Genomic DNA, 22,221 nt, shown 5'->3' on the forward strand with positions numbered 1-22,221 from the left:
GTGCCTTTGGAATTGGCAAGAAAATGCTGCCTGCCGGCCGAAGGTGCGAGATACGACCGGTGCTCTGGCGTTTGGCATTACGGCGCGCGGGTTGGGTCCGTTTGACTGTCCGGACGGGGCGATCAGCGGCTGAACGAGATATTTGCAGGCTACTAACGGGTCTGGACGGTCTGCAAGGTCTAACGTTGATCGCTATGTCGAGCAAGGACATTGTGGTGACGGTGGGTGAGGATGATTGGCTCACGTTGCGCGATGCCGCGGAGTGCGCGGGGATGAGCATCGAGGCCTATGTCTCATGGGGGGTGCGGGTTTTGGCGTTGCAGGCCCGGCCCGGCGGGGTGAAACAAGGCGGGCGCACGGGCAATCTGCGTGCGAGGAGACGCGCCACGGGGACTGCGGAGGAATCGGAGTCGGCTGCGTGGACCGAAACCTTCACGCAGCGCTTATCGCACCGCGTCGATCGCCAGCAGTACTGAGCTGCGCCTGACTGGGCTAGGCCTGCTGCGCCCTCGTGTTCGGAAGCGGTGGTTCGGTCAGCACTTGCTTTCGTAGAAGTACTGGTCGTTGGTGGACATGGTGTCGGCGGTGATGGCGATCATGTCGGTTTGGATTTTGCGGGTGACGGGCTTGCCCTGGAGGGCGGCGTCGGCCTGGTCTACGCCCTGTTTGCCTATGTCGGAGGGGTTTTGGGCAATGAGGGCTTGGACAGTGCCGTCCTTCAGGTCTTGGACCTGTTTGGGGCTGGCGTCGAAGCCGACGACCTTGACCTGACCGAGTTTGCCGGCGTTGCGGAGGCCGGTGGCGGCGCCCTCGGCGGAGCTGAGGTTGGTGGCGAAGATGCCGGCCAGGTCGGGGTGGGCGGCGAGGGTGGCGGTGACGATGGAGGCGGCCTGGGCGGCTTCGTTGTTGTTGTACTGGACGCCCAGCGACGACATGCCCGGGTGGTTCTGTTTCAGTTCGTCCTCGAAGCCCTGGGCGCGCTGGTCGGTGGTGGAGGTACCGGCCTTGGTGTTGATCACCAGCACGGATCCCTTGTCGCCCACCAGTTTCGCCAGGGTGACCGCGGCCAGTTGGCCGCCCTTCACATTGTCGGAGGAGATGGAGGACAGGGCGATGGAGGTGTCGTCGAGCGCGGTGTCCACCTCGATGACCTTGATGCCCGCGTCCTTGGCCTGCTTGATCGGGCTGGCCATGGCCTGGGCGTGGGTGGGCGCGATGAGGATCGCGCCGGGTTTGTTGGCGATGACGCCGGTGACGATCGGTGTCTGCAGAGAGGCGTCGAATTGGGTGGGGGCCTGGGTGTCCAGGGAGTATCCGAGTTTCTTCGCCTCGTCCTGGGCGCCGCACTGCATCGAGATGTAGAAGGGCTCGTTCGCGACGCCAGGGATGAGCACCAGCTTCTTCGCGTCAGCTTTGCCCGAATTGCTCACCGAGCCACCGCATCCCGCCAGTAGCCCGGCCACCGCCACCACTACGCCGGCCATTACGGCCGCCCGTCCACCGGTCCTCATCATCAGGCCCTCACCTTCGAACTACGTTGTGTTATTTCCGGTCCCGGGACCGCCTGCGGATCTGGTCGAACCACACGGCCGCCACGAGCACGACGCTCACCGCGATGGGCTGCCAGAACACCGGCACCCCCGCGATGACGAAGCCCTTGCGCAAAACCGACGGGATGAACACCCCGATCACGGTGCCCAGCACCGACCCCACCCCGCCGAACAGACTGGTCCCGCCGATCACCACCCCCGCGATGGCATCGAGATTGTCGGTCCCGTGGCCCGCGATCGTGGTGGTCCCGAAGTATGCGAGATTCATGAAACCGGCCAGGCCCGAGAGCATTCCGGCCATGAGATACACCAGGATCAGATGCCGCGTGACCCCGATCCCGGCCCGCCGCGCAGCCTCCGCGCTGGAACCGATCGCAAACGTGTACCGGCCGAACCGAGTGGTGTGCAGCAGCCAGCCTCCGACCACCGTCACGACGACCGCCACCAGCACCAGATCCGGAATCCCGCCCAGCATGGTGCCGAAACCCAGTGAGTCACGCAGCTTCCCGGGAACCGTGCGGGTATCGACCCCGCCGGTGATCAACTGCGCCGCTCCCAGCGCCGCCCCGAACGATCCGAGCGTCACGATCAACGGCGGAATCTTGGCCTTGGCCACCAGAATTCCGTTCACCAGCCCCCAGAGCGCCCCACCCGCCAGCGATATCAGCAGCCCGAGCAGAATGATGCCCCAGCCCGCGTGCGTCGCATCCTCGCCCGGACTGAGCCACTCCATGGTCTTGGCCGCGAGCACGCCGGAGAAGATCAGCACCATCCCCACCGACAGATCGATGCCCGCGGTGACGATCACGAATGTCATCCCGATCGACAGCACCAGCAGCACCGACGTCTCGATCAGCAAGGTCTGCAGCGTGAATCGGGTCGGAAAGGCGTCCGGCCGCACGATGCTGAACGCGGCGTACAGCACGACCAGCACGCAGCCGATCCAGAACGTGCCGGTCCCGGCCAGCCGCCTCATGACTGATCCTCCGTGGTGAGCGCGCCGGTCATGGCTCCCACCAACTGCTCCAACGTGGCGTCGGCGGCGGTGAAGCGGGCGACCCGCTGCCCCAGCCGCAACACTTCGATACGGTCGGCGACGGCCAGCACCTCGGGCATATTGTGGCTGATCAGCACCACCCCGATACCTTGATCGCGCACGCGGCGAATGACATCCAACACCCTCTCCCGCTGCACCACGCCGAGCGCCGCGGTCGGCTCGTCCATGAAGACGACCCGGCTGGCCCACATCACCGCCCGCGCCACCGCGACCGTCTGCCGCTGCCCGCCCGACAGCGACCCGATCGGCACATCCGCACTGGGCAGCACGACACCGAGTCGTTGAAAGTGCTCGGCCGCCTGCGTTCTCATGGCCTTGCGATCGAGCATCCCCAGCCGCCCGGGCAGCCCCCTGCGGAGCAACTCGCGCCCGAGGAAGAGATTGGCGGCGGGATCGAGATCGGGGGCCACGGCCAGATCCTGGTAGACCGTCTCCACCCCGAGCCGTCGTGCCGCGCTCGGCGACGCCATCCGAACCGGCTTGCCGTCCAGCAGAATCCGCCCGCCATCGGGTTGTTCGGCCCCCGAAAGGCATTTCACCAGTGTGGATTTCCCGGCGCCATTGTCGCCGATCAGTGCCACCACTTCGCCCGCACCGACCTGAAAACCCGCCCCGCGCAAGGCCTCCACACCGCCGTACCGCTTCTGAAGCCCTTCGGCTTCCAATACCACGGCTGGCATCGGCGATCACCCCGGCGACATCGACTGAGCGGACGTCCGGTCCGCTCGATTAAGACTCGAACCTTACCCGAGGCAGTCAGGAAACCGCTGGCAGTTCGCCATTTTGAGCGCTGGAGGTTTGCGCGTTCCCGGTCTCAGTCCGCAGTTCGTCCGCAGCGGTGAGCGCACCTGCGTTCATCGCCGCCGCCACGGTGTCGAGATCGTCCGGAAACAGATGGCCGTAGAGGTCCAGCGTCAACGTCGCCGTCTTGTGCCCCAGCATCCGCTGGACCACCTTGACGTTCGCGCCGGCGCTGATCGCGAGAGACGCTGCCGTGTGGCGCAATCCGTGCGGCACCACCCCCGTGATCCCTGCCGCGACCGCCGCGCTGTCGAATACCCACCGGAATTCACCGAGCGACAACCAGTCACCCTCACGCCCGGGGAATACCCGGGCATCCGGCGTCAATCCATCGAGCACGCTCCGGAGTTCGTTGCCGAGAAATTCCGGAATCGGCACCGACCGCGCTGTGTGATTCTTGGTGTCGGTCTCCACGATGCCCTCATATGCGACATGAGTTGCCGAGTGGGACACGGTGATTCGCCGAGCATCGATGTCCACCGCCGAGGCACGCAACGCGATGGCCTCTCCGAACCGAATACCGGTATAGGCCAGCGTGAAGACCAACGGGCGGAATCGGCCGGCCGCCATCGCCAGCCGCAACACCTGCGCGTGCGTCAGGTACCGTTTCTCCGCCGGAGACACCCTGGGCAGGTCGACCTCTTCAGCCGGGTTGGTCGCCAAACGCTTGGACTTGATCGCGAACCGCAATACCTGGTCGAGCACCTGGTATGCCTGAATGACTCGCGACGGCGACAGGCCGCGCCCTTCGAACCGGTAGCTGCCCGACTCCAGCAGGCGCACCACCCACTCCTGAATGTCCTCGAATTCGATGTCCCGCAGCGGAATCGACCCCCACCGCGGAAGCACGAGAGTATCGAGCAGCGATCGATAGCCCGCCTTGGTCTTCAGCTTGCGCAGCGCCTTCGTGGTGAACCACTTCTCCGCTACCACCGAGAACAGCACGCCGCTCCGATCCGGATCCACCCATGTCCCCGTCACGACCTTGGTCGTCACCTCGCCGTCGAGGAACCTCTGAGCCGCAATCTTGGTGTCGAAGGCTCGCGCCCGCTCGATCCCGCTCGGGTCCACGTAGCGAGCCCGCCACCGCTTGCCCCTGCCGTACTGCTTGGACTTCAACCGCGTGCTCTTCACCGCACCCGTCACCGGGTCGGCTTCGGCGATCGTCTTGTACCAGCGATCTTCTACCCCGGCCCGAGGATTACGCCGCGTGGCCACCCTGGGCCTCCTGTTCAGCGATCCAGGCCAGCACCGTGGACTCGCGCCACACCCGTCGCCGCTTGCCCAGCTTGAAACTCACCGGCTTGTCCGGAGCCTCGATATGCGCCCACCACCGCCAGGTAGCTGCCGGAATCCCGGTCAGCTCCTCCAGCTGCTTCGCGCGCAGCAACCTGTCACTCATCTCTCCCAGCCTCCAATGCACTCGTTGAATCAATTGCCGAAACTTGTTGCATCCCGGCGGCGCGGTGGGCACGCATACGGCAGGCCGTCGAGCAGAAGCGCGCGGGCCGACCTGTCGCGGCCGGGGTGATTGTTCCTCCTCAGCTGGTTCGGATTCCTTCGCCAGCGCGATGACGGCGCGGCTGAGCCTGCGAAGATCCGGTGGCTCACGCCTGTCGCTGTCCACGACCAGGCGGTGCTCACGTCTGTCGCCGATCGGAGTCTCACCGCGGCTAGACATCCCGTACTCGCCTGCTGGGCGCTTTGGTGTTGCTACGGCCTAGCTGTTGACCGGAGCACCTTCCAAGATTCTTGTTTTCGTCTTGCACTGCAAGAGGATTAGGTTCGCTAAAAGATAGCCATGGATGGCAATGGGGTTCACGACCTGCGCACAATCGCCCAGCGGCAGCGGCAGCGGCAGCGGCAGCGGCAGCGGTGGCGGCAGCGGCGGTATCGGGAAAGGGCAAGCCTGGCCATGGAATCGCTTGCCATTCATCGCGTTTGCTGTGCCGCGGACACATCCTGGCGGCGTTGGTCTGTCCTCCGCCTTCTCGGTGACGCTCGTATGCGTGAAGCCCGAGCCTGCGACGACCGCCGGTGGAATAGATGTTGGGCGTACCAGGCTTGATCGTCATGGGTTCATGCAACAGAGCTGAGGACTTGATGCACCAGCCGTATGCTGAAATGTGTTGTGCGCGTCGAAGTTGGTTGTAGGTTCTTCTCTTCCAACTTCAGGAACCTCAGAAGGCTGCGCTGATAGATCGTCCGAAATCGCTCTTCGATTCGGGGTCGGCATCGTCCAGTCCCACAGGGATCTGACCGCAGGCTCTGCGCGGCTCAGCTGGCCGACGGGCACCTGTTGCTGAGCGCTGGCGGGCTTCCTGGCCAAAATCCCTCCCGCAAGCCCCAATCCGCGGGTGCGACGGATTCCTTCGCTCGATGGGCCTTGATGCATCGCCCATGTGGCCATGCCTGCGGGGTGCACTACGCCCGCAGCCGCCAATCGACACTCGGCGGTGTGCGTGTCGCAGATCACTGCTGGCGCCACAACCGGGGTGGCGCATGTAGTGTCTGGCCGTCAAACATGCTGAGTGTGATCAACATGGGCGATTACCCCCGAGCGAGCCCCAGGCTGATGTACTTCGGTCTTGGGGCTCGATTGGGTATGTCACGCAACAGCGACCGGGGGTTCCAACGGGCCGGGTCGCTCCGCGTGCCAAACGGTACTTGTTGGTGTGCAACGGTTCTCGTCGAATCGTCGATCGCTTGGACAAGGTCGCGCTGGGTCGCATTCTCACCATGAGAGACGATGGCCGGGGGATAGTGCTGTTGTAGCTCGTACCGGAAGGTCGGGACGAGACGCCCGCGACCGAGGGCGAACCGGTTGGGTGCATGATCTCGTCCTCGGTTGTGCTGGTCAGCAATTCGGCGCGGGGTCCGTGGGCAGTTCCGGTATGGGGTCTGCCCCTCGGTGGCACTGCGGCGCTGCACCGGGTCGACCAGCACGTCGGCAATAGTGGTCACGACCGACGTGCCGGTCGGCCAAATCCCCGACACAATTGTCTCAGCCGGTTGATAGCGCACTGGGTATCGCCTGCGATTGGGGTGGGGATCCACCGCAGGCTGATCAAGTCGCACCCAAGCGACGGTTACCCGAGTTCGAGTGCGAATCGCCCTTGCAAAGTTTGTTGTCGCGAGGTTTTGCTAGCGGCATAAATGTCCGGCAGCCCCCGAACCAGGGGTGGCCTTTGTGGCGCTGGACACATTAATGTCTGGTGTGCATCGGGCGCTATCGCGGGATGGGCTAAAGCGGGTCGGTGGCGTTTTGCCTGTACGCATAGCAGACGCGGATATCGCGGGTGTCTGAGACCTCGGCGATATCGATGCTGATGGAGTACGGATCGCCTGTGTCGGGGTCGCGCAGGTGGGCCAGTTCGTTGGGTTGGCGCGCGTAGTCGACACGGATACTGCTGCTCCAGATACATCTGAAGTCGCGATCGCGTTTGAGGTAGTCGAAGAAAGCTTTGACACGGGGGCTGGTGCGGTAGCGGCCGAAGGCGCCTCGGAGCATCGCGACGTGGAAGAGAGCCTCCTGCTCCCATTGGAGTGTCACGTTCATCGCCGGGCGGGCATTCTTGTGGGTGCCGAACAACCACTGGGCGACGTTGCTATTCGCCTGATCGACACCCGGCAGGGCGCGACGGAATGATTCGTTGGCGGACAGGACATTCCATAGCGGATCTGTGTAAACGCAGATCACACCTGTTCTATCCAGCTGGTCGAGCGTCTTGATCCTGCTTGGCGTGTTGACTCGGTCGCGGAGCTCACCTACTGAGGGGAGCGTAGCTGGAGGCTGCCAGAGCTCGAGGGTGTGGCGAGCCTGCATGGCGTTCATGCCGTAGCCGGCGATCAATCGATGAATCATGTCTCGTCCGGGGATGTACCCGCGATCGATCTTGGCGATGTAGTCCTTGCTGATGTGGGTGAGTTCTGCCGCTTCCTCTCGGGTGAGGTGGCGGTCTTCCCTGACCCGTTGTAGCCAGGCGCCCAGGCTGGGCATCTGGATGTCGACTGGCTTCTTGTCGTGTGTGGTAGGCGGTTGCCGGCGGAGATTTCTTCCAGGAGCTGGACTCATGTCCTCTCCCCCCGTTCTGCGGTCGTGGTTCATCGCAAGGCGAACTGCGTTTTGAATGGCTCAACTCCCCCTTGAGTCGGGACCGTTCCTACCAGGGCGGGATGGTCCCGGCAACGAGGATTTCGCCATCTGGATTGCGGGGCGTTTGCGATTGTGGCAGCAGTGTTGGGGGTCGTCTAACCGTGTCCGATCCATCCGTTGCGTCGAACGAATAATTTCCTTACCGGTTGGATCAACATTGCCTGCGTATTGGTCGCGAGCTCGATGGTAAGAATGTTATTTGGTAAATCCCTTACCATCTCCAGGTGTGGCGCGACGCTGTTTTCGAGGTTTTGATGAGGTTGCAAGTGCAACCGTTGAGAAAGGGAACCTCGTGGATCCGATGTCTATTCTGTCCTATCTGAATCTCGGCTCGTCGATCGCGTCGAATGGTCTGAGCCTCTTGACTCAGCTCGTTTCGATCGTGGCGTCGTTCCTGTAATTCCCGCCTCTGCCTGACGGCGGTACTGGCTGCAAAGCTGCAGCCAGGATGCCCGGCATGAGGGATTTCGAGCAATGCGCGATTTGGCGCGAAGTCATCTCTTCTCCTGATGAAGGGTCTATTCGGAATGCAAATTCCCGATAATCACGACGCGTGCGATCGGTGGTCAAGGATGCGCCGAGCCCGTGGGGAGCGCATCCGTGCGGTGTCTACGTCGGCGAGGCCGATCATCGTCCGCTGCGGGCACATCGTTATCGCAGGCATCGTACCGGTCTCGATAATGCTGACTGGGTCCAGCCACGCCGTCGGCGCCGCGCCCGAACAAATCTCTGATCAACCCGGTGTCACCAGTCCTTCGCAGCCAGGGACGGTGGCCCCGGCCGCCCCACCCGCACCATCCAGTGACCAGCAGGCCCAGCCCGACCAGGGCGCCCAGCAGTATCCCGAGCAACCTCCAGAGGTGCGCAACGGTCCGTCGCCGAGGCCTCAGCCGTCCTCGGACCCTGCGCCGCAGGTTGATCTGCAGGATCTGCACCCGCCCGAGCCGGTACCGCCGGTAGCGCCTATTCAGCCGCCGGACAACACAATTCGTGTCGGTGAGTGGCAGACCCCCTCGCCCGACTGGATGCCCACAGACGTGCGGGACTGGATCAACACGACAGCCGCTGATGCCGAGGCGCAAGTCGCGACAGCTTTGGACTCCGTCGGAGTGCCTGCCGGACGCTCCGACCGGGTCAGCGGCGCAACACTGGCCGGTGCGGGCATCGGGGGTGCGGCAGGAGCGGTCATTGCCGGAGGCCCGGTCGCCGCGATCGGCGCAGTCGTTGGTGGCTTGGTCGGTGGCACAGTCGGCGGAATCGCCGGTGCCGCAGTCGGAACCCTCGTGCCGGTTCCCATCGTGGGAACGGTCACTTCCGGTGTTTTCGGGACCGCGATCGGAGCAGCGGCGGGTGCCGCAGTCGGTGCCGCCGTGGCAGGCATCCCTGTGGCCGCGGTCGCGGCGATTGCCGGCGGCAGCGTCGGAGCGGGATTCGGAGCCGGAGTCGGAGTAGGGCAGCCATGAGCAAACGCGCATTGCGCATGGCAGGCGGCGCAGCAATGACCTTGGCGTGTGGCGCCGTGCTGGTCGGTGGATCGGAAACCGCAGTGGTGCACGCAGTCCCGATAGGACCGGGTTGCCCGGCCCTGTACGTGCTCGGCATCCAGGGGACAGGCCAATCGTCGCCAACCGCGGATCCGACCGCGGACAGTGGAGTGATCGGTGCGTTACTCGGGCCGGTGGTTGCGACGGTTCCAACGCTGGTGCAGCGCAGTTACATTCCGTACGACGCGGCCTTCGGTGGTGCGGTGCCCGGCGGCGGCGTGGACCCCTACGTGACTTCGGTCAACGATGCGCTCGCCGGGCTCGACAGCGCCGCGACCCAGGTCGCGGCGACGTGCCCGGATACGATGCTGGCAGCAGTCGGGTATTCACAAGGCGCGCAGGCTGTCGCAGAGTTCGCGCGATCGGTCGGTTCAGGCAATGGTCCTGTCCCGGCTGAGCGGATCGCTGGAATCGCGCTGTACTCCAACCCGACTCGCCCTTCCGGCGCTCCCGTGTTCCCTGGGCGACCAGGGCAATCGGTTCCGGACCCTGCCCCTGGCACCAACGGTGCGGCAGTGTCTGGAGTCCAAGTCATGAGTTCCGCCTCTGTCGGTGGGGGGATTGCCGATGATGACGCGACCTATGGCGCGCTGACAGGCCGTGTCGCTGACATCTGCGTCGACGGTGACTTGGCGTGCTCGGCACCGGGTAACGCGGCCTTACTTCGTGCCGGTGCCGAACTCGCCGCCCAGGCCGACCTTCGCGATCCGATCGCAGCAGTCGGCTCGATTCACTCTCTGCTCTCGGCGGCCCTTGGAGACGCCTGGACAGAATTTGTACTCAACGACTTTCGTGTCCAGCCCGAGGCCGTCGACTACCTGCCGGCCGAGAGTTTGTCCCAACGGCTGATCGACGCGGCCGACCCACGCGTTCCCCGCCCATCATCCGACGATGTCGCAGCAGCCGCCGGGCGCTGGGGTGAGATCACGACGGCTGTCACGGTGGACCCGGTTGCCGTCTTGCCGAAGCTGGCAGCTCAGCTATCAGCGGCCTGGGGGCAGTTGATAGCTGATAACAGCGACCTCGTGAACCCGGCTGTGTGGATTCGATTCGCCGACACGGTCTCTCGTCACAACGGGTACGCCGTGACTGGCCAGATGAACTCGGGCATCGCCTGGTTCATTGCTCTGGCCCGCGACATTGCGGGGAGCCGGTCATGACCGAGTTCTATGCACCGTTGATAGTGGCGGGCGATCGACGCCCGGGTGAGCTCGTACGGATCGAGAGAACTAGAGTCCGAAACTTGCCCGATGCGGCGAACGCCTGGCGAATCGTCTACGCGTCCAGCGACTCTCGCGGTGAGCCGATCCCGGTCTCGGGGATCGTGATCGCGGCGGGCACGGCCGCCTCGTCGACTCCGCAGCCGCTGGTTGTGTTTTGCCCCAGCTTCCACGGACTCGGCGGCGAGTGCGCGCCGTCGCAACAATTGCTGGCAGGGGAGGAACCGCTCGATCAAATTCAGGCAGCTCTGGATCGCGGGTGGACGGTGGCTGTCCCCGATGGTGAGAACCTTGGCATGACCGGGCTTGGACCGCACACCTTCCTCGCTGCTCGCGCGGCCGGTCAGGTGATTCTCGATCTGGGACGGGCATCGCAGGCGATACCGGAAGTGGCGCAGTCGAATCCGGGACAAGCACCGATCGTCTTGTGGGGGTATGCCGATGGTGGGCGTGGTGCGGTGTGGGCAGCAGAACTGCACCAGGAGTACGCACCGGAGCTCGACCTGCGCGGAATCGCTGCCGGTGCCGTGGTGGCCGATCCGGGCGCGCTGGTCCGATCTGCGCACCGTGGTCCGTGGTCGGCGCTCACATTGGCCGGGCTGATCGGGCTCTCGCGGGCCTACCATCATCTCCCGCTGCGCCATGTACTCACAGAAGACGGCCTCCATGTCATACGGCACGCTGAAAACCTCAGCGCAGCACAGCTTCTCGAACAGTATCGACAGCCATTGGAACGCTGGTGTCAGCGTCCGGATCCCTGGAACGACGCCATCTGGCGCTACGTCCTGACCCGCGAAAGCCGAGCCCACGCCGCGGCGCCCTCGGTTCCGGTCCACCTCTATCACGGCACCCACGATCGGGTGATCCCGGTCGAATCGGGCGTTGGATTGTTCACCGAGTACCGCAGTCGCGGTGTGGACGTCACCTGGCGCGAATACGACACCAACCACTTCCGCACAGCCACCGACAGCACGTCCGACGTGATCGCACATCTCAGCGGATTCCTGGGACGCCCTACGCCCAATCGACACGCCGATCCAGCCGACCGATCGCCGACCGATCTTCGCTGACTCCGAGAGCCGTCCAGCAACCCGTGGATAGACCAGAACCGAGGTGAATTGCCATGCCGCACAAGACGCTCCTCCTGCTGACGCCGCGCCGGAGTGTGGCTGCCGTAGTAGTGGCATTCCTGCTGGCGGGACTGTGTGGGTCCGGCGGTGGGGTGGCTGTGTCGCAAGCAGACGTGCCGCTGAGCGGTGACTGCCCCGCCTTGTATGCATTCGGCGTCCAAGGAACCGACGAAGGCCCCGCTGATGCTGCGCCGACCACCGATACCGGAGCACTCGGGCAGTTCTTCACTCCATTACTGGCCCAGGCCGGCGACTCGATACAGCGCTCGTACATCCGATACGGCTTCGCCGACGACGGCACCGAAATCGCCTACCCGCAGGCCGTGACTGATGCGACACAACTTCTCGACAAGGATGCCGCAGAAGTCATCGCGCGATGCCCGGCCACACGCGTGGCCGCCGCCGGATACGGGCAAGGTGCCGCGGTAGTCGCCGGCTTCGCGCACACCGTCGGTACCGGCACGGGCACCGTGGACGCCGCCAAGGTGGCCGGGATCGCTCTGTTCGCTGATCCCACCCGCGGTGACCAATCCGTGCTTCCCGGTCGTCCAGGGCAATCCACGCCCACTGCCGCACCCGGCACATCAGGTGCCGCCGTCTCCAAGATCGCGCTGGCCAACACCGGCGGCGGGGGATCGGGCATCGATAGCAGCACTGCAGTCGATTACGGCGCACTGGCCGGCCGGGTCGCCGAGTTCTGCACACCAGGCGATCTCACGTGCGACTCCTCGACAGATACGCCGTTGACCAAGACCGTGAAAAATATTGCAGCACAGTCGGATACGAAAGACCCCATTGCGGCGATCTCCACGATCGCGCAAGCGCTGTCCGCAACGATCTGGAAAACGACGGTCGGTGTGGTCACCGAAGACCTGTCCGGCACCAGCCTGGACCAACTGTCCTACAACCCAACGAAAACCCTGGGGCAGCGGCTGGCCGAAGCGTCCGACCCCAGCACACCGATGCCAGGAATCAGCGACGCACTGTCGGTTCTGTTCCGGCTCGGCACGATCGGGCTCAACACCGTGGTGTCGATCGCACAGAAGGTATTCACCACCACAACCATCAGCGAACTGGCCACAGTAGGGCTGACCGATCCGGTCGCCGCCCTGGCAACCCTGGGCGCCAAGATCGTCGGCGCCGTCGCGGAGCTGATCCCTCCACAGAGCGCATTGGGGTGGGTGAACCAGGCGTTCACCGCCATCACCTCCACCGTCACCAACGACAGCGATCTGTACAACCTGGCGACCTACACCCAATACAGCGACACCGCCGGACGTCACAACTCCTACACCAGCGCCTCCACCGATTCTTCTGGCACCGCTCCGCTCTCAGCTGCCGCCACGTGGTTCACAGCGCTGGCCCGCGATATCGCCGCGACGAATCCCGCTACCTCGCTACCAATGCCGACTACCAGCGCGACCACTCCTTCACCTGGACCGCTGTCGCCCGGACCTGCCCCGTTCTCCGGCTCTTCGACCGTGTCGACGACCCCACCGACCCGAACCGGCACGCCGGTTCCTTAGACCCCTTCGGGGCGGACGGCGGTCTCTGCGCCAGAGAGACACCAGATCCGTCCCTCGCGGGCCGTCTCCCCGAAGGGCCCACCTACTCAACTCTTCTGACCTGCAGGAGGTGAATCGATGCCCCACGACAATTCCACCGACACTCCCAACCGCGTCGACGACGAGTGGGGCTGGCTCGACGACCAACCACCCCTCCCCTTGCCCACCATCACCGAGACTCAACGATCCGACAGCGAGGCTGAATGGAGCCGGCTCGATCGTGACGCTCGTCACCGAACCCCCGGTGCGACGGGGCGAGCAAGGCCGAACAGATCGGCTCGCCGGTGGATCGGACCAGTTCTGACCACAGCTGTCGCAGCGGTCGTGATCACCACGGCAGTCCTCGCGATGCGCTCCAATGCGCAGCAGTCAGTAACGGTTTCACAGACAGTCGCGTCAGCCACGACCCGAGCCCCGCTGCGCAGCGCGGCGTGCGCCGGACTGTCCGCGACCACCATCACCGACGGAGCAGGCGACACAACCAGCGTCGCTGGAGTCATCGCGGCCTTCGAATACGCGTACTACCAACAGCGTTCACCCGACGCCGCAATGCGGCTGCTGGCATCGGACGCCGGGATCGCGCTCGAACCACTGACCGCTGGCATCGCGTCGATCCCCGCTGGAACCACGCACTGCGTGGCAATCACACCGATCACCGACAACACGGCCAACGTCCACCTGGTCGAACTTCACCTCGACCGGACCCGCACCGACTACCTACAGGTAATCAACCTCCACCACATCGGGACCGGACTGCTGATCTCCAACATCCAAAAGCAGGGATAATCCCATGCACGCCAATGTTATTCGCCTACACGACACCGACCGCGTCGCACCCGGCCGACTGGATCCGGAAACGATCACCACCCCTGCCCCCGAACATCGGGCACCGACCCGTCTGACCCCACTGCCCACAACCGGGCCCTACCCACCATTGTTCGCCGTGCTCGGCGCGCACGGCGGCGCCGGCACCTCCACGCTGACACGCTGGTGGGCACACTCCGCCGATACCGGTATGGCGTGGCCCGCGTCGACGCGCACCACCCAGCGCGTGGTCATCGCTGCGCGCGACTGCATTCCGGGGCTGACTGCGGCCGCGGACCGACTACGCGAATGGCACGGGGGATTGGCTCCAGCTGGGGTCACCGTCGTGGGCCTGGTGGTGAGTGCCGCTCGTCCTGGCAGAGTTCCTGCTGCGGTCCGCCGCTACCGGCGCATCGTCGAGGATCTGGTTGACGGCGCAATTTGGCCGATCCAGTGGCACGAGGAACTCATCGTCTGCGAACTCGACGACCTCGCGCAATTCGCGCCGAATGACTCTCCACCGCCTCGACGAGCTGCGCTGAGCACCGCCGTACCGATGGACGTGCACCGAGCCGGCACCGCGATCACGGCTCGGATCGCAGCGTCCCGGCAGCAGATCTCGCCCAAAGCGTCGGGAACGTGACTATGACGGGTTCGCAATTGCTCGCCGATACCGTCGTCATACTCGCGCAGCAGGTTCAGATCACCCCAGAGCAGCCACCCGGCGCCAATGGCCTGATCAAGATCGTCAACTGGCTGTCGTGGTTCGTGATGCTGGCCGGAATCGCCGCGCTCATCTACGCGGGCGGCAAATTCGCGTGGGAGCGCTGGCATGGCGGCGCGGTGGAAGCTCCCAAGATTGTCCTCGGTGCCCTGGTGGGCGGCATCATCGCCACCAGCGCCGGAACGATCATGACTCAAATCACCAGTGCCAAATGACGAGAACGAGTGAAAAAAGCTGGTGGCCAGCGCATCTCGTCAGCGAACTGTCGCCCAGCTTGCGCCGCATAGGTTTCCCGCCCGGTCAGCCTTCTTCTCGACTCCGATTAATGAGGACCAATCCCTATGACTGCGATCGATCGTTGCGCCCTGACCATCTCGACATCCGACGACCTACGACTTGCTGCCACCCGGTTGGGTGCGACGACGGCACCAGCGACCGTCGTTTACGTTCACGGGTTACTGTGCGACGGCACCTACTGGGCACCGGTCAACGAATGCCTGCACAGCCGCCTCGGCGGCGAAATCACGCAGATCACCTACGACCAGCGTGGCCACGGCCGCTCGGGCCGACCCGACCGCCGCACCGCCACCACCCTGCGCCACCTGGTCGACGACCTCGACGCCGTCCTCGCTCACGCCACCGGCGAAGTCGTCTTGGTCACCCATTCGGCGGGCTCACTCGTTGCCGCCGCCTACGCCGAACATCACCCCGCCCAGGCCGCGGCCCTGTCCGCACTGGTGATTTTCGGCGGAGCCGCTGAATTTCCCGAATTCCCCAGCCTGTCACGGCGTTACCGTGACCTGCCGCGGCATATGCAACGGATCCGGCACACCCGCTTCGACAGCGTCGTCGCGGCAACGGTTGCCGTCGCGGAGCAACGATTCCGGACAATCAGCCGACGCCTCGGATCCAGGGCGCACCTGATGTGCGGTGCGCGCCGCGGTGATCCGCGAGTGATCGCCGACGTGATGGCCGCCTACAACAGCTTTGCCCTCGACAGCGAGGCTGCTGCGGTTCTGCGGAGCATTCCAACGTTCGTGATCGCCGGCGAGCGCGATCGAATCGTGCCACCGGCCCAGTCGGTACGCCTGGCCGACAAGATCTGGGCCGATTACGAACTCGTGCCGGGCGCAGGGCACTCCTTCCCGCATGCAGAGCCGGACCACGCTGCGGAGGCGATTCTGCATGCCCTCGAGATCGCCTACCGAAACGAGATCGACCGAACCATCGGCGGAGCCGCAGTCCAAGGAGTTGACGGGGTGTGGTGAGCGCGAAATCTCTTCCCCCACAGGTCACTGAGTATCTCTATCCGATGCTGGGGTGGCTCGCGTGGATGGTGCTGCTCATGTGCATCGCCCGCACCATCTTCCTCGCCGGCTTGCTGGGAGTCCGCGTGTATCGCGACGAAGCGACCGAAGGACTGGCGGGCTCCCTGCTCGCCGCAGTCCTGGTCGGTTCGGCCAGCGGGATCGCCGCGGCGCTTTTCCCGACACATTGATCACACCACCGGGAGTTCGGGTGAACCATCCACCATCGACGCTTACCTTCAGAGCCACCCTGTGGGCGGGACTCGTGGGGTGGGGCATCCTGCTGGCCGGTTGCGGCCAACACCCCAGCAACGCTGTCGTTCACAATCCGCCCGAGATCATCGATCTCGAGGCGCGGCCTACCAATCTCAAAGCGATGCTTTTCCAAGGCATTTCGCTCCCAGTGGCAGATCAGGGTCCACACATTGCCTCTGATGCGGCGGCGAGCGGTTTCGATCGCAATCCCATCGGAGCTTCCCTCGCCGCCATCCAGGCGACAGTTCGAATATCGGTAGCCACGGACAGCCAGTGGGTCATCGTCGGCCAGCGGATGCTGGCGCCGGGCCTCGGACGTGACGCCTGGGCCACAGCCCGATCCCAAATCTCCATCACGGATCCCATCGCCGTAAACGCTCCGAAGATCGCGGGCTACCGCGTCGTGAACTACACGCCAGATCGCGCTGACGTCGTCATTTACACCGTCCAGTCGGACGGATCGATAACCCGCAACAGCGCCACCGTCGTCTGGCAGGCCGGCGACTGGAAGCTGCTACTTCCCGCGCAACCGCAAGCGTCGCCCGTGGCGGCTGTCACGGATCTGCCAACCAACCTCGTTCCCCTTTCGCTCCAATGATATTCAGGATGCACCTGCCGTGAACCTCCAACGCCTCGGGCCGCTGCTACCGATCGGCATCGCCGTCGTAATCGTCACCGTCACTGTTCTCGCCGCTATCGGCCACCGCAGCAACGCCAGCCACACCTCCTCACCTCCAGGCGAGGTGGTCGCGCCGTCAGCAGGCAGCGCTGTCACGACATCAAACGTCCCGGGTCTGCCGACAAGTGACATTTTCGGAAACCGACTCGAGGTGCCCACCGACCCGTCGGGCGTGCCGCTCGCGCAGGACCCGACGTCGCGACCAAATCCAGGCCACAGCGACTATCTCACGGTCGCCCCAACTCGCCTGCAATGGCAGCGTGGGTGGGGAGGCGCAGCGCTGCCGGTTTCAGGTAGCGATGGCCCTGTCACCATTGATGGCGGCGTAGCGTCAGGGTTTGCCCAAACGCCGCAAGGTGCCGCCCTCTCGGCCTGCGACGCAATTGCTCGCGCGTTCGCTGCGCCAGATGGTGTGTGGCAAAACGTCATTCGATTCCGCTTCCGCGGCGGCGACGCAGCCCTGACCGCCCGAATCGGCAAGAGTCGCCTCGAAACACTGAACGCGGCCACCTATCTCGCGGTCCCCGAGGGCATACGTGTTCTGCCGGGTTATCGCTCGGATTTCGCGGTGGTGCAAATCGCAGTCCGAGCCAGCACCGGCTGGGCATATGCCAACTGGCCCATGGTGTGGAGCGACGGCGACTGGCGCGTTCGGGTGCCCGACGACGTCGAATCCCTTTGGCAGTCAGCGGTTCCCATCAGCTCACTCACCGACTTCGGAAACTGGAAAGGAACGCCGTCGTGAACCACTGGGTCACCCTCGCTGCACCCGCCGCCGAGACCGGGCCGCTGCGTGATTCACCCGGCCAGATCCTGTGCAACCTGCCGAACGTAATCGGCGCAGTATGCCAGCTGAAGAACCTTGGAGAGAAGGCCGCAGGGTCGGCGGCAAACTCAGTGTTCGACGACATCGCCAACAAATTCGGCGATGCGCTGGCCCTCTTTATCCGAATGGCGCTGACCTGGTGGGTCAATCTGCCTTCGCCGCAACTGGCGTCGAGCACCGGTGAACCAGGACCGGCACTGACTTCGATCCGCGACTACACCAGCGGATTGCAAGTGTTGTTGATGATCGCAGGCATCCTCTTCGCCGCCGCGCGGCTGGCGATGGCCAAACGGGGCGGAGTGGCGGGTGAGGCTCAAGAGAGTTTCTTGATCTTCGCCCGCGCAGTGTTCGCTTCGATGATGTTCTCGGCACTGATCACCATGGGGACCAAGGCAGGCGACGCCTTCAGCAATTGGGTGATCTTCGACGCGACCAGGAACGACCTCAACGGTGCGGTGTCGCGGCTGGTGGACCACGACCTTCGCACTGATACCGGATTGGGTTCTGCCGTACTGCTGTTGCTCTGCCTTCTGGGCTCGATCAGCATGCTCGCACAGCTGGTGATGCTGGTCGTCCGGCAAGCCGTCCTGATCCTCGTCGTGGCGGCGATCCCGTTGGCCGGCGCGGCCGCTGGAACGGGTCCCGGCTCGCAGGCATACAAGCGAATGTTGTCCTGGGCGTTGGCATTTGTCCTGTGGAAGCCGGTCGGGGCACTCGTCTATGCCATCGCCTTCACCGCCGCGGGCAGCGGCAACGGCGATCAGCAGGACACGCAGCTGGTGCTGCTGGGCATGCTCCTGCTGCTGTCGGCACCGATCGTGTTGCCCGCGCTGATGCGGCTGATCGCGCCCGCGGTAGCGACCTTGGGGGGCGGTGGAGGCGCGGCGGCCGCGCTGGCCGGCGGCGCATTCGGCGTGGCGATGGGGTCGCTCGGTGGCGGGGGATCGAACGCCCGCAAGGTCTCCGAAGGAGAGAACGACGCCGGCGGGGGACCCGGAGGTGGTGGTCCCGGTGGCGGACTACCGCCCCCATCTCCGCCCGGCGGTGGAGGCGGTAGGCCGATGGCAGGGGGCGGGGGAGGGTCCGGGGGCGGAGATGGAGCGGGTGCGTCGCGTAGCAGTGGGGCCTCGACCGGAGCATCCGAAGGCCAGCCTGCAGCCACTGGCCAAACCGGCGGTTCGGCCCCTGAGGGCGCCGCCGCGGCAGGTCCCACCGGAGCGGCAGTGATTGCGGCGCAGGGCATGAAACAGGCCGTGCAGCAAGCCGGTTCGGCTGTCGAGGACACGTTCCGGGAGGCCACCGAGTCCGGCTGGGATACGGAGGCGCCAGGGCCTCAGGAGGTGCGGCGATGACGTCCGCGCGCATGTACGGGCGGTGGGAGAAGCCCCGCTCGGCCGGATTCTTCGGGATGACGTGGGGGGTGAGCATGCTGGGCCTCGGATTGGTGATCGTGATCATGCTGACCTTCATGCTCACCCGCTCACTGACCCTCACCAGTGCGGTTATCGGCTGCAGCGCAGCCGTTTTCACTCCGCTGGTGATAACGATCAACGGTCGGACCGGCTGGGAGCTCGTCGTTCTGCGTGCGCAGTTCGCTCGGGCACGCATGCGCGGCGAGTTGGAGTATCGGGCGGGTCGATTCTCTCGGATTCCGGGGATCGCGAAATTACCTGGCTTGCTGGCGGACTCGCGGTTGTCGGAGTACGAGACCCCGGGCGGTCGACGGTTCGCGCTGATTCATATTCGCCGGACCGATCACTACTGCGTGGTGCTGCGGGTCCTGCCGCGCGGCAAAGAGCTGGTCGATCAAGCCCAGATCGACTCGTGGGTCGAGGACTACGGGCAATTCCTGGCTGCGCAGTCGCGCGGCGGGGAAGTCGTGGCGGTGACCTCCGTGCTGGACAACATCGTCGAAACCCGGCTCAAACAACGGCGTGAAGTCGCTCGACTCGTCCGCCCCCGAGCACCCGAGTTCGCGAAAACGGTGATGCGCGAAGCCGCCACCGATATCGGTGGTCTGGGGGTCCGCATCGAAGCCAGGATCGCGATCACCTACCGCGCCATCGGCAAAGGACGCATCCGGCGCGACACGGCCGAACAAGCTCGTGAGATCGGGCAACGCCTGCAAGGAGTGCTGTCCCAACTCGCGCGCGCCGGCCTTCCCGCGACACCGCTGGAAGGGTGGGAAGTCCTGGGCCTGGTGCGGTCACGCTACGACGTGGCCTCACAACGCGATATCGAGGCCGCCGGGCGCGAGATTCTGCGAACCCAATCATGGGACAGCATCGGCCCCGTCGCGCACGCCGACCGCTGGGACCATTACGTGCACGACGGTGCCCGGTCGATCACCTGGGAGATGGACGCACCTCCGCGTGGTGCGGTGCTGGAGACCGGTCTCGAGGAACTTCTGCGTCCGCGTCCCGATGTGCCCCGTAAACGGGTCGCGGTCATCTACCGGCTGCATTCGGCAGCCGAAGCGGCGGACCTCGTCGACTCCGACTACAAGGACGCGCTGGCTGCCGAGCAGACCGAACGCGGGATCGCTTCGGCTTCGGCGTCGATCCGGGTCGACAACACCCGCGCCGCACGCCAGGAACAGGCCCGCGGTGCTGGTCTGACCAGATTCGGTGCCCTGATCACCATCACCGATTCACTCGACGGTGATCTGCCCGGTATCGAGGCGTCGGTGCGGGCGATGTCGGCGGCGGCTCGATTGCGGGTGCGCCGCTGCTACGCCGCCCAAGCCGCCACCTTCGCCGCCAGCCTGGGCATCGGCCTGATCCTTCCCGAACACGTCTCCATCTCCAAACGGATGTCGGCATGACCCCACGCAAACACACCGACAAAACAGGCCGGACAGTCCGCGCCCCGAGGACGATGACAGTAGGTGGGATCCGGGTCCTGACACCGCAGGCCCGGCTGCGTGCCGAAACTGCTGCGGCGCAGCGCGGATTGCGCGGGCTACCGGCACGATGGGCGCTGTCGTCCGACAACCACCGCCGCGCGAACGCCGAACGCCGCGTCGGCGATGAGCAGGACAACGACTACCACCGGCCATTGGCGCCCCTCACCGACCGCGGATACGAAGGTCTTGGTGGTGGACGGGCGTCGGTGGTGCCTGCGATGCCCGAATGGCGGTCCACAACCGTGCAGGTCGCTGGGCTGTGGCCGTTCTCGGTCGGTGCCGCCGCACCCACAGTGGGCACGCCGGTCGGCACGCATTACATTACCGGCGCGCCAGTGCATTTCGACCCGATGAGCTGGTTCCTGCGCGGCTACATCACCGCCCCCATCGCCTTCATGTTGGCGCTCAACGGATTCGGAAAAAGCTCGCTGATTCGCCGACTCGTCACCGGGTCGGTCGCGACGGGGGAAACCGTGCTGTGCATGGGCGACACCAAACCCGACTACCGCGACCTCGTCGAAAGGCTCGGCGGGCAGATCATCGAACTCGGGTACGGGTACGGCAGCATCAACCCCCTCGCGGTCGGCGCGCTCGGGTCGGTGATCGATCGCATGCCTGCCACCGACTTGCGCCGCCGTGTCGCTGCCCGTGTCGAGGCAGGCCAGATCACCATCGTTGCAGGGCTCATCGAACTCGTCCGCGGCTCCCGGATCGCGGACTACGAGGAGACCCTCATCGCCGCAGGGCTGCGCGAACTCTACAGCCCTGCAGGAGGATTCACGGCAGCTGACCCGCCTTTGCTGTCGGACTTGCTGGCTGTGATCTCCGAGGGAGCCGATCGACTACGGCAGTTCGCCGAGGAGGACGATAACCCGTCCTACCGGGCGAGTACCAAGATGCTGAGGCGTTCGCTGCGTGCCCTGATCGAGGGTCCGTGGGGCGAGATCTTCGATCGCCATACCAGCACGCCGATCAACCTGGACAGCCCAGCGGTGTGTGTGGACGTGTCGCGCATCCCTGAGGGCGACACCAAACTCCTTGCCGCCGTGCTCATGACGTGCTGGAGCGAAGGATTCGGTGCGGTCGCCGCCGCGCACGCTCTTGCAGACGCCGGGTTGGCGCCGGCGCGAACTTTCGGCGTCGTGATGGACGAGATCTGGCGGGTGCTGGGCGTCGGTGAATTCATGGTCGACCGGGTCGACGCCCTCACCAGACTCAACCGTGTCCTGGCCTGCTGGCTGATCATGTGCAGCCACACCATCAAAGACCTCGCCAGTTTGAAAGCCCTCGGGTTCTTCGAACGCGCACGCGCCAAGATCATCGGACCCGTCGGCCCGGACGAAATCGAACGCATCCGGTCCACGGTGTCGATCACCGAGACCGAGAAGCTGCTGGTCACCTCGTGGGCTGCGCCGCGACCACCGACCGACGACGGCCTCGACGGTTCGACAGTGCGCGAAACACCGCCGGGCACTGGCTGTTTCCTGCTCAAGACCGGCGAGGCCGCCGAGCCGGGCATCGCGTTCCGGATGACCTTCACCCCGACCGAACGACAATCCGACATCCACAACACCAACAAGCGTTTCGACCACCTCACCATCGACAGCCCTCCAGCAGGACCCGAACAGCCGATGAGCGGCGACGACCCCTCTGCCGCCGCGGCGTCCGAAACCCGGGAGGCGGGGCAGTGATCGGTGA

21 protein-coding genes are annotated in these 22,221 nt (G+C 65.0%); 14 read left to right on the forward strand and 7 right to left on the reverse strand.

Annotation, left to right across the window (positions count from 1 at the left end):
- The first annotated feature begins 194 nt into the window (after positions 1-194).
- A complete protein-coding gene (locus ACWEQQ_RS28215) occupies positions 195-476 on the forward strand; it encodes a hypothetical protein (RefSeq protein WP_452342730.1) in 282 nt (93 codons plus the stop codon).
- Positions 477-533: 57 nt separating this feature from the next.
- Here the strand turns inward: ACWEQQ_RS28215 and ACWEQQ_RS28220 are convergent, their stop codons facing one another.
- The 7 genes from ACWEQQ_RS28220 to ACWEQQ_RS28250 form a co-directional block, all read right to left on the reverse strand.
- On the reverse strand, positions 534-1,514 hold the full coding sequence (locus ACWEQQ_RS28220) for an ABC transporter substrate-binding protein (protein WP_452350360.1): 981 nt from the start codon (positions 1,512-1,514) through the stop codon (positions 534-536).
- Between the two features lie 28 nt (positions 1,515-1,542).
- Positions 1,543-2,526 carry an ABC transporter permease gene (locus ACWEQQ_RS28225; RefSeq protein WP_452350361.1) on the reverse strand — a complete coding sequence of 328 codons (984 nt, stop codon included), beginning with the start codon at positions 2,524-2,526 and terminating at the stop codon, positions 1,543-1,545.
- Entirely contained in the window at positions 2,523-3,287 is a 765-nt protein-coding gene (locus ACWEQQ_RS28230) for an ATP-binding cassette domain-containing protein (RefSeq protein ID WP_452350362.1), read from the reverse strand. The genes ACWEQQ_RS28225 and ACWEQQ_RS28230 overlap by 4 nt, the downstream gene beginning before the upstream one ends.
- Before the next feature lie 76 nt (positions 3,288-3,363).
- Positions 3,364-4,626, reverse strand: coding sequence for a tyrosine-type recombinase/integrase (locus tag ACWEQQ_RS28235; RefSeq protein ID WP_452350363.1), 1,263 nt, complete (start codon positions 4,624-4,626; stop codon positions 3,364-3,366).
- Positions 4,610-4,810, reverse strand: coding sequence for a helix-turn-helix transcriptional regulator (locus ACWEQQ_RS28240; RefSeq protein ID WP_452350364.1), 201 nt, complete (start codon positions 4,808-4,810; stop codon positions 4,610-4,612). Before ACWEQQ_RS28240 ends, ACWEQQ_RS28235 begins: the two co-directional genes overlap by 17 nt.
- Before the next feature lie 318 nt (positions 4,811-5,128).
- Entirely contained in the window at positions 5,129-5,344 is a 216-nt protein-coding gene (locus ACWEQQ_RS28245) for a hypothetical protein (protein ID WP_452350365.1), read from the reverse strand.
- A 1,308-nt stretch (positions 5,345-6,652) separates the two neighbouring features.
- Positions 6,653-7,408, reverse strand: coding sequence for an MmyB family transcriptional regulator (locus ACWEQQ_RS28250; protein WP_452350366.1), 756 nt, complete (start codon positions 7,406-7,408; stop codon positions 6,653-6,655).
- Positions 7,409-9,023: 1,615 nt separating this feature from the next.
- Between ACWEQQ_RS28250 and ACWEQQ_RS28255 the strand changes: the two genes are divergently transcribed.
- The 13 genes from ACWEQQ_RS28255 (at position 9,024) to ACWEQQ_RS28315 (ending at position 22,214) form a co-directional block, all read left to right on the forward strand.
- Positions 9,024-10,268: a cutinase family protein gene (locus ACWEQQ_RS28255; RefSeq protein WP_452350367.1), complete on the forward strand. Its 1,245-nt coding sequence runs from the start codon at positions 9,024-9,026 to the stop codon at positions 10,266-10,268.
- Positions 10,265-11,398, forward strand: coding sequence for a lipase family protein (locus ACWEQQ_RS28260; protein WP_452350368.1), 1,134 nt, complete (start codon positions 10,265-10,267; stop codon positions 11,396-11,398). The genes ACWEQQ_RS28255 and ACWEQQ_RS28260 overlap by 4 nt, the downstream gene beginning before the upstream one ends.
- A 53-nt stretch (positions 11,399-11,451) precedes the next feature.
- On the forward strand, positions 11,452-12,984 hold the full coding sequence (locus ACWEQQ_RS28265; RefSeq protein WP_452350369.1) for a cutinase family protein: 1,533 nt from the start codon (positions 11,452-11,454) through the stop codon (positions 12,982-12,984).
- Between the two features lie 117 nt (positions 12,985-13,101).
- The gene (locus ACWEQQ_RS28270) at positions 13,102-13,809 is read left to right on the forward strand and encodes a hypothetical protein (RefSeq protein WP_452350370.1); all 708 of its coding nucleotides are present in this window, start codon (positions 13,102-13,104) and stop codon (positions 13,807-13,809) included.
- 4 nt (positions 13,810-13,813) lie between these two features.
- Positions 13,814-14,470 carry a DUF6668 family protein gene (locus ACWEQQ_RS28275; protein WP_452350371.1) on the forward strand — a complete coding sequence of 219 codons (657 nt, stop codon included), beginning with the start codon at positions 13,814-13,816 and terminating at the stop codon, positions 14,468-14,470.
- Between the two features lie 2 nt (positions 14,471-14,472).
- On the forward strand, positions 14,473-14,766 hold the full coding sequence (locus ACWEQQ_RS28280) for a hypothetical protein (RefSeq protein WP_354836635.1): 294 nt from the start codon (positions 14,473-14,475) through the stop codon (positions 14,764-14,766).
- A gap of 126 nt (positions 14,767-14,892) precedes the next feature.
- Positions 14,893-15,819: an alpha/beta fold hydrolase gene (locus ACWEQQ_RS28285; protein ID WP_452350372.1), complete on the forward strand. Its 927-nt coding sequence runs from the start codon at positions 14,893-14,895 to the stop codon at positions 15,817-15,819.
- Positions 15,813-16,049 (forward strand): hypothetical protein, encoded by a 237-nt coding sequence (locus tag ACWEQQ_RS28290; protein WP_452350373.1) that lies wholly within the window; start codon positions 15,813-15,815, stop codon positions 16,047-16,049. Before ACWEQQ_RS28285 ends, ACWEQQ_RS28290 begins: the two co-directional genes overlap by 7 nt.
- A 20-nt stretch (positions 16,050-16,069) precedes the next feature.
- Positions 16,070-16,711 (forward strand): hypothetical protein, encoded by a 642-nt coding sequence (locus tag ACWEQQ_RS28295; protein ID WP_452350374.1) that lies wholly within the window; start codon positions 16,070-16,072, stop codon positions 16,709-16,711.
- Between the two features lie 19 nt (positions 16,712-16,730).
- Positions 16,731-17,537, forward strand: coding sequence for a hypothetical protein (locus ACWEQQ_RS28300; protein ID WP_452350375.1), 807 nt, complete (start codon positions 16,731-16,733; stop codon positions 17,535-17,537).
- Positions 17,534-18,970, forward strand: coding sequence for a hypothetical protein (locus ACWEQQ_RS28305; RefSeq protein ID WP_452350376.1), 1,437 nt, complete (start codon positions 17,534-17,536; stop codon positions 18,968-18,970). Before ACWEQQ_RS28300 ends, ACWEQQ_RS28305 begins: the two co-directional genes overlap by 4 nt.
- Entirely contained in the window at positions 18,967-20,442 is a 1,476-nt protein-coding gene (locus ACWEQQ_RS28310) for an SCO6880 family protein (protein ID WP_452350377.1), read from the forward strand. Before ACWEQQ_RS28305 ends, ACWEQQ_RS28310 begins: the two co-directional genes overlap by 4 nt.
- 53 nt (positions 20,443-20,495) lie before the next feature.
- Positions 20,496-22,214: a hypothetical protein gene (locus ACWEQQ_RS28315; protein WP_452350378.1), complete on the forward strand. Its 1,719-nt coding sequence runs from the start codon at positions 20,496-20,498 to the stop codon at positions 22,212-22,214.
- The last annotated feature ends 7 nt before the right edge of the window (positions 22,215-22,221 follow it).

This window comes from Nocardia sp. NPDC004123, assembly GCF_053603795.1.